The following is a 12,796-nucleotide window of genomic DNA, read 5'->3' as shown; positions in this document are numbered from 1 at the left end:
GGCTAGGGAATCGGATGGTGGACGGTCACGAGCTTGGTCCCGTCCGGGAACGTCGCCTCGACCTGGATATCGGGAATCATCTCGGGCACGCCCTCCATCACGTCGCCGCGCGCGAGGATCGTCGTGCCTTCGCTCATCAGCTCGGCCACACTGCGGCCATCGCGCGCGCCTTCCATGATGGCGGCCGTGATCAGGGCCACGGCTTCCGGATAATTCAGCTTGAGACCGCGCGCGCGCCGGCGTTCGGCCAGCAGCGCGGCAGTGAAAATCAGCAGCTTGTCTTTTTCGCGGGGTGTCAGATCCATGGGCGGTCCGTTCCAGGTGAGCCGGTCTAGGTAAGCCAGATGCGCGGCGGGCACGCCGGGCGCTCGAGCAGATGGGGGCGCAGCAATGCCCACACCTGCGCCATGACAGCGCGCGCTGCTTCGCCATCGTCGCCGAGATAACGCGCGACGAACACCGACTTCACCTGGCTCGACGCCAGCTGCGGGTCGAGCGCGCGTACGCTCGCCTGCAGCGCGGCAGGCACGGGCCGGCCGACGGCAAGCAAGGTCGCGCACACCGCATGGCCGCGCATGCCGAGCGGGCTGGCGATGCCGTCGGGGGTCAGGATGCCCTGCTCCCACCACAGCAGGCGGCCGTCCTGGCGAATGCGCGTGCGCTGGCGGATCCGTCCACGCGTAAACGCTTCCCCGGCGGCCACACGACCGAAGCACAGCACTTCGCTGCCGATATAGGTGCTGCCGGCAGCCAGATCGACGTCGTGTTCGAGGTCGACGCTGGCCGCGTCATAGAAGATGGTTTCCTGCGGCAGCCATTCGATGGCGGCGCCCGCAGCAATGCGCAAGCGCACCGCCTGTTGCGACACGCGGCCATTGGCGCGGTACCACTTGGCCGCGCCGGGACTGGTGGCGAGCACGCTGCAAGCGGGGCCGGCGTCGACGTCGATCTCGAGCCGGTCGCCCCCGACCACGCCGCCCGGCGGATGCACGACGATCACGTGGCAGGCGCCAGGACCTTCCGGATACAGCGCCTTCTGCACACGCAGCGGGCCGCGGTGCGTGCGGTGCACGAGGCGCGTCGTGTCGCCATCACGCATGAAGCCCAGCGCCAGGCTGGCTTGCCAGGCGGGGAAGACGGTGGGTGCATCGGTGGAGGTGCAATCGCGCATGCCTGATGAAACAGCACGATGCGTGCCAGCGTCCTTACGTGGCGTGGGGCCTCTATTTTGCAGGCGACGCGCACCGCGAAGGTGCGCGCTGCACCTGAACGCGTCAGGACATCGCCAGCTCGATGCAGTTGCGGCCGGCCCGCTTGGCGCGCGCCAATGCGGCGTGGGTACGCACCGCCATCGAGTCACCGCTCTCGCCCTCGCCCAACTGGGCCACGCCGAGGCTGATCGTGACGTGGTCGCAACCCGGTATTTCGACCTGCTCGATCGCCGCGCGCAGCTTCTCGGCCATCTTCAGCGCGTCAATCGCGCTTGTGTGCGATGCGATGACCTGGAATTCCTCACCACCCGAGCGCACCAGCAAATCGCTCGCGCGCAGCAGCGCGCGCGCCGTATCAGCCACCGTGCGCAGCACCAGGTCGCCCACCGGGTTGCCGAACGTGTCGTTGATCTGGCTGAAGCGGTCGATGTCGAAGACGATCAGCGCCAGCGGCAACCGGTAGCGGCGTGCGCGCCTGATTTCCTGTTCCAGCAAGCCTTCGCCGTGGCGGCGGTTGGCCAGGTCGGTCAGGGCGTCGGTCGTGGCCAGATGCGTGATGCGCGCCAGCAGCGCCTCGTTCTCGCGCGTGACCTCGGCCATGCGCAGGCCATGCGCGGCCAGCCCGGCCAGATCGTCCAGTGCCTGCAACTGCGCGGACGAAAAAGGCCGCGCGTCGCCGAACAGCAGGCACAGGGAACCCATCGGCCCGCCCGGCCCTGGTGCCGGGATTGGCACGCCGACGACCATGCGCGCGCCAAAGGTGTCCAGGCGCGCCGCCAGCGCCGGTTCTCCTGCCTTGTCGAGCGAATCGAGCAGCGTGAATTCGCCTGTCGCTGCCGCCAGCAGGCCGGGAAACGCATGGCGCAGCGGTGATTGCAGCAAGCGGCCATCGTGCGCGAGCAGCGCCATCAAATGCAGGCCATCCACGCCCTGCTCGGCCTCGAGATGCAGGTCGCCATCGCGGTGCTGGAACAGCGCCGCATGCACGACGCCGGGCCAGCCGGCCAGCGCTGCGCACAGGTGCCCGGCAAAGCGCGCGCTGTCGTCGGCATCGGCCAATGCCTGCTGACAGGCGCTGCGCACTGCCAGCAGCGTGCGCAGCTCGGCTTCCGATGGCGTGGGCACGCCTGGCGTGGCGACACTGAATCCGGTGCGCATGCGCGCAGCCAGCAGCGCGCGGGTCTGCTGCGCGCGCAGCGGACCGATGGCGTAGTCGAGTGGACCGAACGCCATCAGCGCCGGCAGCCAGCGCGCGTTCGCGAAAGGACACAGCACCAGCACCGGAGCACCGGCGCGCTCGGCGACCAGGGCGCCCAGCGCCGCCAGGTCGATGCCGGGATCGCAGCGTTCGAGATCCAGCACGAGCAGATCGGCCGGTTCGCGCGCCAGCAGCGCGCGCGCCTGCCCTGCCCCCGCCGCCACGCGCAGATTGGCAAACATGCCGTCGCAGCCGTGCTGAAAATCGGCGCGGCGCTGGCCGACGGGATTGACGAAGACGCAGGTAAAGTCTTCGCGCGCGCCGTCTTCTTGATGCATGGTGATTCTCCAGAGGTAGGTCCAGCCGCGCCCTGTCGGCATGGCTGCAAAGCAAGTTTGCCATAAGCGGGCGTGCCAAGCATAGCAATTGTCGCCCTGTGTGTGGGAGCGCACCGTCGCAGCAGGGTGCGCGCCGAATACTCTTGCAAACGAAACCACACTCACGGGAGAACCACCATGGCACATCAAGACGACGTGGCAGCAAAGCAGCGCGCCATCCAGGAAGAGCAGGACGCGCGCGACGCCAAAAAGAACGAGTCCGGGAGCAAAGAAGCCGTCCAGACCGGGGTTGACCAGCCGGCGCCGCCGATGCCGGCGCAGCACCTGGCCAAACCGGGCCTCGAAGCCGATATGGAAAGCAAGCCAAAATTCATGGCCGAGGGCTACAAGGGCAGCGGCAAGCTCGAAGGCATGGCTGCGATCGTCACCGGCGCCGACTCGGGCATCGGACGCGCGGTGGCGGTGCTGTTCGCACGCGAAGGCGCCGACGTGGCCGTCATGTATCTGAACGAGGATGTCGACGCTGCAGAAACCAAGCGCTGCATCGAGGCCGAAGGCCGCCGCTGCATCACGATCGCGGGCGACGTCAAGGATCCGGCATTCTGCAACGACGCCGTGCAGCAGGTGGTCGCGGCATTCGGCCGGCTGGATGTTCTGGTCAACAACGCCGCATTCCAGGAACACGCCGATTCGATCCTCGATATCACCGAAGAGCGGTTCGAGGAGACCTTCCGCACCAATATCTTCGGCTACTTCCACATGGCCAAGGCGGTCGTGCCGCACCTCAAGCGCGGCGCGTCGATCATCAATACGGGCTCGGTCACCGGTCTGAAAGGCTCGGCCAAGCTGATCGACTATTCGTCGACCAAGGGTGCAATCCATGCGTTCACGATGTCGCTGGCCGGCAGCCTGCTCGACCAGGGCATCCGCGTGAACGCGGTGGCGCCGGGTCCTGTCTGGACGCCACTGAACCCGGCCGACAAGGGCCCGGACGACATCACCGAGTTCGGCGCCAGCACCGACTACCGGCGCCCGGCCCAGCCTGAAGAACTCTCGCCCGCCTACGTGTTCCTGGCCTCGCCCGTGTGCTCGGGCTACATCACGGGCATCGTGCTGCCGGTGACCGGCGTCGTCGGCGAATAACCGACCCACAGCGAGGAGCAGCCGATGGCACGCAGCATGTGGAAGGGCGCGATCAGTTTCGGACTGGTCCACATTCCGGTCGATATGTACCCTGCGGTCGAGACCAAGGGGCTCGACCTGACGATGCTCGACCGGCGTGATTTTTCGCCGGTCGGGTTCAAACGCTACAACAAGGGCAATGGCAAGGAAGTGGTGTGGGACGACATCGTCAAGGGCTACGAGTATGAGGACGGTGAGTACGTCGTCCTGTCGGACGAAGACCTGCGCCGCGCCAATCCGGAAGCGACGCAGACGATCGACATCCAGGCCTTCGTCGATGCCGGCGATGTGCCGCTGATCTACTACGACCAGCCCTATTACCTGGCGCCCGGCAAGGGCGGCGCGAAAGTCTATGCGCTGCTGCGCGAGACGCTGCGCGAAGCGGGCAAGATCGGGATTGCGCACGTGGTCATCCGCGTCAAGCAGCATCTGGCGGCGCTGATCTGCGTGGGCGACACGATTGTCCTTAATACGCTGCGCTATCCGGACGAGATGCGCGACGCGGGTGAACTCAAGATCCCGTCGCCCAATTCAAAAACGGCTGCCGTCACCGTCAAGGAACTCAAGATGGCAATGGCCCTGGTCGAGGGCATGAGCGAAGACTGGGCGCCGGCGCAGTACCACGACAGCTACCGCGAAGACGTGCTGGCCCTGGTCAAGAAAAAGATCAAGGCCAAGCAGACCAAGACGATCACGCAGCCCGAGCCTGAGAAGGAAAAGCGCACCACCGGCAAGGTCATCGATTTGGTCGCCCTGCTCCAGGCCAGCCTTGGCAAGAAGCCGGCCAAGGCGGCGCTGGCCGCCCTTGACGACGATGATGATGACGACGATCCGCCACCGCGCAAGTCGCGCAAGGCTGCGGACGACGAAGACGACGACAGCCAGGACGACACGCCGCCTCCACGGGCGCGCAAGGCCCCGGCCAGGTCCGGTGCTCGCGCCACGGCGACCAAAGCAGCAGCCAAGCCGGCAGCCAAAAAGGCAGCGGCGAAAGCCAGCACCAGGGCGCCTGCGCGCAAGAAGGCGGCGTGAGGATGGACGGCTTTATCGACTTTCTCCAATGGCCCGCCATGGCGGTCAGCCTGATTGCTGCCTACCTGGTCGGGGCCAAGCGCGCCGGCAACCGCATCCTGGGCTTCTGGACCTTCATCTTCAGCAACCTGCTGTGGATCGTCTGGGGCTGGCACGCCGAAGCGTGGGCGCTCATCGCGCTGCAGGTCGCGCTGCTGGCCATGAACGTGCGCGGTATCTTCCGGAACGAAGCCTAGGGCACCGCGCCCGCCCCTACCCCTACGGCACGAACTCGAGCTGCTTCATCGCCTTGGTCAGTGTCTTCGCCGCCGTGGCATAGTCCTGCCACGGCGTATTCCCGACATCGAGCCGCTCGTGCACATTGGCGATCGTCCACTGGTCGCTCGATGTCAGCTTGTCCAGCTCATCCCAGCCCAACGGCACCGAAATCCCCAGTCCCGGGCGCGAACGCGCCGACCATGCGGCCACTGTCGTCGCCCCCTGCCCGTTGCGCAGGTAATCGATGAAGATCTTGCCGACCCGGTTTTTCGGGCCGCTCTTGAACGCGAAGCGCTCGGGCAGCGTTTGCGCCATGTGGTGCACGATCGCCTGCGAGAAGCGCTTGACCGTGTCCCAGTCATGGTTGCCCTTGATCGGCACGACCACGTGCAAGCCCTTGCCACCACTGGTTTTCAAAAACGCCGGCAAGCCCAGTTCGTCCAGGAAGGCATGCATCAGCTGCGCCGCTTCCTGCATCTCGGGCCACTGGATGCCGTCGCCCGGATCGAGGTCGAACACCATCCGGTTGGGCTTCTGGTAACTGCCCTTGAACGCATTCTGGGTATGGATCTCCACCACGTTCCACTGCGCCGACGACAGGATGCCGAGCGGCGTGGCCACTTCGAGCATCGGCGGGTGTTCCGGGTCGAGCGCCTGGTCCAGATCGCGCAGACCGGCCATCTTGCGCACGTCGACGTGCTTCTGGAAAAACAGCTCGCCGCCCACGCCCTCGGGCGCGCGCACGAGCGAGACCGGGCGGCCTTTCAGATGTTCCATCATCAACTCGCCCACCACCGCGTAATAACGCACCAGCGCCAGCTTGGTGGCGCCCGACGCCTTGTCGATCACGCGCTCGCCGTTGGTGATCTTCAGCGAAGCCGGCAGCTTGCCCTGTGCGGCCACCGGTTCGTCATCTGCCGTCGCATTGGGCACCTCGCCCGCGACGTCTTCCACGGCAAGCGCCTGCTCGCGGGTGATGTTCCTGGCCGGCTTGTCCTTGCGCAGCCCCTGGAACACCGGATGGCGCACGGCGCCGCCGCTCGTCCAGTCCGAAAAACTGACCTCCGCTACCAGCACCGGCTTGACCCAGTGGTGTGCGCGCCCCGGCACGGCGCGCGGCGGGAACGGACTCGTGTCGGTGCGCAGCGCCTCGAGTTGTTCGGCGATGCTGGTCAGGGTCGCATGGTTGAAGCCCGAGCCGACGTTGCCGGCGTAGCGCAGCACGCCGTCTTCGTCATGGACCCCGAGCAGCAGCGCGCCGATGCCGGTGCGCGCGCCTTTCGGATCGGTGAAGCCGCCGATGACGAATTCCTGGCGCCGGCCGCATTTGAGCTTGATCCAGTCGGGCGAGCGGCGCGACACATAGCGGGCGTCGCGCCGCTTGCCGATCACGCCTTCGAGGCCGATCTTGCAGGCGGCGACGATCAGTTCATCCGGCTTGGCTCCGAATTCGGCGGAGAACCGCACCTTGTCGGATTTGGCGTTCTTGAGCACCTGCTCAAGCACCGTGCGGCGGTCGACCAGCGGCATCTCGCGCAGGTCGTGACCATCGAAGTATGGGATATCAAACAGGAAGTAATCGATGTCGACGGCGCCGTTGCCGTCGAATGCCGCCTGCAGGAGGCCGAAATCGGGCTTGCCGGCGTCGTCGTGCACGACGATTTCGCCGTCGTACCAGCCGTCGGGCAGGGCCATGCGTTCCAGCTCTTCCTTCAGCGGTGTGAGCTTGTCGGTCCAGTCGTTGGCGTTGCGCGTGATGAGACGCACGGCGCCCTCTTCGATGCGCGCGAGCATGCGGTAGCCGTCGAACTTGACTTCGAACAGCCAGTTTTCGGGGTCGGGCGGCGGTGCGTCGACCAGCGTGGCCAGTTCAGGCGAGAATTTGGCAGGCAGCGGCGACCTGGCATCCTTCGCCGTGGCGCGCTTTGCCGGTGCCTTCTTTGCTGCCGCTTTTTTGGCGGGTGCTTTTTTGGCGGGCGCCTTCTTTGCAGGCGCCGCCGTTGCTTCTTCGCGCAGCGCCTCGACCTTTTGCGCCGCACGCTTTGGCATCGACAATGCCTTCACGCTGTCGGGCAATTCGTCGACCAGCGAAAATTCGGCGGCCGGGCGTGCGTAATCGTCCTTCTCCTTGATCAGCAGCCATGGCGGTTGCTTTTCGCCGCGACCTTTCATCCGCACCAGCGTCCAGCGGCCGTGCATCTTGTGGCCATGCAGCGCGAACTTGATGCTGCCCTTGGCAAAGCCCGCGCGCGGGTCTTCCAGCGGCTCCCAGGTGCCCTTGTCCCAGATGATCACCTTGCCGGCGCCGTACTGCTTGGCCGGGATCGTGCCTTCAAAATCCGAGTACGAGATCGGATGGTCCTCGACCTCCACGGCCATCCGCTTGTCATGCGTGTCGTAGCTGGGGCCTTTCGGCACGGCCCAGCTTTTCATCGTACCGTCGAGCTCGAGCCGGAAATCGTAATGCAGGCGGCTGGCCCAGTGCTTCTGGATCACGAAGGTGAGTACGTCCTGCCCGGCCTTCCCGCCGTCGGCCGGCTCGGTCGTGATATCGAAATTGCGTTTGGCTTTGTAGGCTTTGAGCGCGTCGGTCATGGCAACCCCTGGGAAATTCGGTCGTGCCAGCGTAGCCCCGTGGCGCGCCGCGGACTGTACGGCAACTCACGCTGACAGGGGCTGTTATGATGACCGCAAGCCGCCAACCGCGAAAGTACACCATGCAGCGAATCGTTTTTCTCGACCGTGACAGCCTGCGCGCCAATGTTCGCGTGCCCGCCTTCGAACATGCCTGGCAGGACCATGCCTCCACCTCGGTTGATGACGTCGTGGCGCGCCTGGCCGGGGCCACCGTCGCCATCACCAACAAGGTGCCGCTGCGGGCCGACGCCATCGCCCGCCTGCCCGACCTGAAGATGGTCGCCATCGCCGCGACGGGCACCGACAATGTCGACCTGGCGGCCTGCCGCGCGGCCGGCATCGTGGTCGCAAACATCCGCAATTATTCGCTGGTGTCGGTGCCCGAGCACTGCTTCACGCTGATCCTGGCGCTGCGCCGCAACCTGCGCGCCTACGCGGCCGATGTCGAGGCAGGCAAGTGGGAAACCTCAAGCCGGTTTTGCCTGCTCGACCACCCGATCGGCGACCTGGCCGGCACGCGGCTGGGCATCGTCGGCTACGGCGCGCTGGGCCGGCAAGTGGCCAGCATCGCACGCGCTTTTGGCATGGAGGTCGTGACCACCTCGCGCTCGCCGGTCACGGATACGGACGTCACGGAACTGCCGCTGGACGAATTGCTGGCCACCTCGCAGGTCGTAAGCCTGCACCTGCCGCTGGCCGACGCCACACGCCACATGATCGGTGCGCGCGAACTCGCTCTGATGCAGCCCGGCGCACTCCTGATCAACACGGCTCGCGGTGGCCTGGTCGACGAGGCGGCGCTGGCGAACGTGCTGATGGAAGGCCGCATCGCCGCCGGCTTCGATGTCCTGAGCGAAGAGCCGCCCGGCTCGAACAATCCGCTGCTGCGCCTGCGCCTGCCGCACTTTTTGCTCACGCCGCACATCGCGTGGGCCAGCTTCGGTGCGATGCAGACGCTGGCCGACATGCTGGTCGATAATATCGAGGCGTGGCACGCCGGCGCGCCCATCAACGTCGTCTAGGGCGCGGCGCTGACCGTGGGCCCCAGGGCCTCGGGCGCCTTCTGCGGCAGTTCGAGCAAAAAGGCGGTGCCGGCGCCCGGCTGGCTCACGACGCGGATCGTTCCGCCCATCAGCGTGGTGACGATGTTGTAGACGATGTTCAGTCCCAGGCCGGTGCCGCCCTGGCCCATGCGGGTGGTGAAAAACGGATCGAAGATGCGGCCGAGGTTGGCCGGGTCGATGCCGCGGCCGTCGTCGCGGAAGGTGAGCGCGACGCGGCCATCGGTTTCCAGCGCCGTCAGCGTCATGACGCCACCCGGGCCGTCGAACGCATGCAGCATCGCGTTGTTGACGAAGTTGATGATCACCTGGCCCAGCGGGCCAGGAAAACTGTCCATCACAATCCCGGCCGGCACGTCGATGTCGAGCCGATGCCCGCTCAGGCGCACCGTGTTCATCAGGGTCGCACCGATTTCATGGCAGGCCTGGGCCAAGTCGAAGCGGCGCCGCTGGGCACTGGCCTGGTCGACCGAGACCTGGCGGAAGCTGCTCACCAGTTCGGCCGCATTGTGCAGGCTGCGCACGATCAGCTGCGACGCGTCACGCGCCGCGCCCATGTAGTCGGCAAGGTCGGACCGCTTGAGCGTGGTCGCCTCGAACTGCGCCGCCACCGCATGCGTACGTTCCTGCAGCGTGCTTGCCATGAGAAGGCTGTTGCCGATCGGCGTATTGAGTTCGTGCGCCACCCCGGCCACGAGCGAACCCAGTGACGCCAGGCGTTCCTGCGCCGCCAGCTGCACCTGGGTTTCCTTCAGGCGCGCGTAGGCTTCGGCATTGTCCATCGCCACGCCGACATAAGCCGCCAGCGTGCCGAGCATGTCGAGGTGGACCTGGCCGTAGGCGCTTGCCTCCAGGCTTTGCACTGTCAGCGCGCCCAGCACGCGCTCGCCCGCCGTCACGGGCACGCACAGCAGCGAGCGCGGCATCGGCAGCGCGGTCGCCGGCGCAGTCAGCGCCACCGCCGCAGCCAGGTCCGGGGCGTCCGGAAGGCAGGCCCGCAGTTCGGCATCGACATCCGCCAGCAGGAAGGCACGGTTTTCGTTCACGCAGCGCGCCAGCAGGCGCCCGACCGGATCGAAGGCCAGCTCGCGCGGGGTCTCGCGCCGCCCGAATGCCATCGCGAACGGCAGCTCGAGCACGCCGCGCTCGCCCTGGCGCAGCGCGACGGCGAACAGCGGCGCATCCATCAGCGCCTTGACGTGCTGGTACAGCGTCAGCATGATCGCCTCGTGATCGAGGTTCGTGGTCAGCATGCGCCCCATCTCCGACAGCAGCGCGATATTGCGGTGCGCGCGCTCGACCGATTCCTTCTGGCGCTCGACCTCGCGCTTGCCCCGTTCGGCCGCTTCTTTTTGCAGCAGCAGCTCGCCGGTACGGGCGTCGACTTCGCGCGCGAGCAAGCCCTGGCGCGTCACGAGCGCGCCGATGCGCAGCCGATAGGCGAGGTACGACAGCGTCACCACGAGCGCCACGGCCAGCGTGCGGAACCACCATGTTTTCCAGTACGGCGGCGTGACCGTGATCGCGAGCGTGGCCGCGTCCTCGCTCCAGAGCCCATCCTTGTTGCTGGCCCGGACCCGGAACACGTAATGGCCGGGATCGAGATTGGTATAGGTGGCAAAGCGCCGCCCCGCGCCGGTATTGACCCAATTGGCATCGAAGCCCTCGAGCTGGTAGGCATACAGGTTGCCCATCGGGTCGGCATAGTGCAGCGCCGCGAACTCGAGCGAGATCACGGTATCGCGGTGCGACAGCGTGATCTCCCGTTGCGCAGCCAGGTTGTGGATGCCGCGCGAGCGGTTCAGCACCTGCAGGTCGGTGATGGCAACCGTTGGCGGGAAAGGATTGTCATGCACGTCAGCCGGGTTGAATGACGTGACGCCACTGACGCCCCCAAAGTGCAGTTGCCCGTCGGCGCCCTGACGGCCGGCGCCGACGAAATAGGCGCCGTCGATCAGGCCATCCTTGGCGTTATAACTCTTGGTCTGGCCGGTGACCGGGTCGACGCGCGTGATGCCGGCGGTCGTGCTGGCCCAGATGATGCCGGCGTTGTCTTCGAGGATGGCGCCGATTGACTGCGCATCCTGGCTGCTGAACGGGTAGTAGCGAAACGACGTGCGTCCGCCAGCCTGCACCATCCGGTGCAGGCCCCCGGCGGTACCGACCCACAGGTCGCCGGCCCTGGATTCAAGCATGTGATACACGCGGCTGTGGCGCAGGCTGGCCGCGTCGTGCGGGTCATGGCGAAAGCGGCTGAAGGTGCCGCTGGCGGGGTCGAAGCGCTCCAGGCCCGATTCGGTGCCGATCCACAGCACGCCGCGCCGGTCCTCGACCAGGGCAAAGCCATAGTTGTCGCCCAGGCTCGTGGCGTCGCCCGGCACATTGCGCCAGTTGCGCGCGGTCGTGGCGCCAGGCGCAACGGCCGAGAGGCCGTCGCGCGTCATCACCCACAGCGTGCCGTCGCGGCCCTCGCGCAGCGCCTGTATATGATTGGCGCCCGGACTCTGGCCCAATTCGACACGCCCCATGCGCCCGTGTGCGTCGCGCCACGCGAGGCCGGCAGGTGTGCCGATCCAGAGCCGCCCCCCGGCCTGCGTCAGCGCGGTGACGAACTTGCCCGTGAACGCATCGGTGCCGAAGCGCCGGGTCGTGCGCGAGGCCGGATCGAGCAGCATCAGGCCATCACCGCTGGTGCCCAGCCACAGACGCCCGGCAGGATCATCGACGATGGCGCGCACCCGGGCGCGACCCATTCCTTCCATTTCACCGAAGCGCGCAAAGCCGCCACTGGCCAGGTCGGTGCGGTTGATTCCGCCAAAATACGTGCCGACCCACAGCGTACCGGTGCGATCGACCAGCAACGCCGAGACCATGTTGTCGGACAGGCTGTGCCGGTCCTGCGGCAGATGACGGTAGCCGGTGAACCGGCCGCTGGACGGATCGAGCCACTTCAGGCCATCGGCCGAGGTACCGACCCACAGCTGCGCGCCGTTGTCGTGATACAGCGTCCTGATACGCGCGTCGCGCATCCCGTCCGCCGCGCCGATCCGGCGCCGCTGAGGCACATCGCCGTCGATGCGCCAGGCCTCGAGGCCCGCCGCAGTACCGATCCACAGCGTCTGGCGCGGGCCCATCGACAGCGCCTGCACGGCATTGCGTTCAGCGTCATCGGGCGGCGCCATCGTAAAACGCATGACCTGGCCGCTCGCCGGGTCGAGCCGGTCCAGGCCTGCGGCGGTGCCGACCCACAGCGCCCCGCGCCCGTCGAACGCGAGTGCGTTGACGCGGTTGTCGCGCAGGCTCGCCGGGTTGTCCGGATCGGACACGTGGTTGCGCTGCAGGCCCGTGTGCGGGTCGAAGCGCACCACGCCGTCATTGGTCGCGAGCCACAGCGCGCCATCGGGGCCCGGCACGATCGCCACCACCGAACGCTTGACGGTGCGGCCCGGCTGGGTGAGCGCAAAACGCTCGAACCGGCCGGTCGCCGGATCGTGCCGCGCCAGTCCGCCCTTCGTGCCGAACCACAGGCGCCCGGCCGGATCTTCGTACGAGGCAGAAATGAAGTTGTCGGGGATGCTCGCGGGATCGTTGGCGTCGTTGCGGTAGATGACGATCCGGTAGCCGTCGTAGCGGTGCAGGCCGGCCTGGGTGCCGAACCAGATGAAGCCCTGGCGGTCCTGCAGGATGCTCATCACCGAGTGCTGCGACAAGCCCTCCTCGACAGACAGGCGCTCGAAGCGCAGATTGCGCTGGCTGGCGTCGGCCGGCAAGGCCAGCGCCAGCAGCAGGAAGAAGGTGAAACGAAACAGGCCGCTACAGGCAGCCCAGGTAGAACCTGGCATGGTCATCCGATCGATTTGCGCTGCAACCAATCTACCA

General features: G+C 66.8%; 9 protein-coding genes. 4 read left to right on the top strand and 5 right to left on the bottom strand.

Features of this window, described 5'->3' with window-relative positions; translation table 11 throughout:
* Positions 1-2: 2 nt before the first annotated feature.
* The 3 genes from AC56LV_RS03545 to AC56LV_RS03535 form a co-directional block, all read right to left on the bottom strand.
* Complete coding sequence (locus AC56LV_RS03545) at positions 3-305, bottom strand: urease subunit gamma (protein ID WP_183551533.1); 303 nt, start codon at positions 303-305, stop codon at positions 3-5.
* 26 nt (positions 306-331) lie between these two features.
* Positions 332-1,171 (bottom strand): urease accessory protein UreD, encoded by an 840-nt coding sequence (locus AC56LV_RS03540; RefSeq protein WP_499556064.1) that lies wholly within the window; start codon positions 1,169-1,171, stop codon positions 332-334.
* Between the two features lie 103 nt (positions 1,172-1,274).
* Positions 1,275-2,747, bottom strand: a complete 1,473-nt coding sequence (locus AC56LV_RS03535; protein ID WP_499556063.1) for a GGDEF domain-containing protein — start codon at positions 2,745-2,747, stop codon at positions 1,275-1,277.
* Between the two features lie 177 nt (positions 2,748-2,924).
* On the opposite strand from AC56LV_RS03535, the gene AC56LV_RS03530 reads away from it, so the two are divergent.
* From AC56LV_RS03530 to AC56LV_RS03520, 3 genes are read left to right on the top strand one after another with little or no spacing between them, the layout of a single operon-like run.
* Positions 2,925-3,890, top strand: a complete 966-nt coding sequence (locus tag AC56LV_RS03530) for an SDR family oxidoreductase (protein ID WP_499556062.1) — start codon at positions 2,925-2,927, stop codon at positions 3,888-3,890.
* Between the two features lie 24 nt (positions 3,891-3,914).
* On the top strand, positions 3,915-4,961 hold the full coding sequence (gene ku, locus AC56LV_RS03525) for a non-homologous end joining protein Ku (RefSeq protein WP_499556061.1): 1,047 nt from the start codon (positions 3,915-3,917) through the stop codon (positions 4,959-4,961).
* Positions 4,962-4,963: 2 nt separating this feature from the next.
* On the top strand, positions 4,964-5,197 hold the full coding sequence (locus AC56LV_RS03520) for a hypothetical protein (protein ID WP_499556060.1): 234 nt from the start codon (positions 4,964-4,966) through the stop codon (positions 5,195-5,197).
* Between the two features lie 22 nt (positions 5,198-5,219).
* Here AC56LV_RS03520 and ligD read toward each other — a convergent pair whose 3' ends face one another.
* Entirely contained in the window at positions 5,220-7,814 is a 2,595-nt protein-coding gene (gene ligD / locus AC56LV_RS03515; RefSeq protein ID WP_499556059.1) for a DNA ligase D, read from the bottom strand.
* 122 nt (positions 7,815-7,936) lie between these two features.
* Here ligD and AC56LV_RS03510 point away from each other — a divergent pair, with 122 nt between their 5' ends.
* Positions 7,937-8,878 (top strand): D-2-hydroxyacid dehydrogenase, encoded by a 942-nt coding sequence (locus AC56LV_RS03510; protein WP_499556058.1) that lies wholly within the window; start codon positions 7,937-7,939, stop codon positions 8,876-8,878.
* Here AC56LV_RS03510 and AC56LV_RS03505 read toward each other — a convergent pair.
* Positions 8,875-12,759, bottom strand: coding sequence for a two-component regulator propeller domain-containing protein (locus AC56LV_RS03505; RefSeq protein WP_499556057.1), 3,885 nt, complete (start codon positions 12,757-12,759; stop codon positions 8,875-8,877). The two genes, AC56LV_RS03510 and AC56LV_RS03505, sit on opposite strands and share 4 nt — an antisense overlap.
* Between the last annotated feature and the right edge of the window lie 37 nt (positions 12,760-12,796).

It is taken from the genome of Telluria sp. RB2R28 (assembly GCF_059685835.1).
This window is presented reverse-complemented; position numbering and strand designations above follow the sequence as displayed.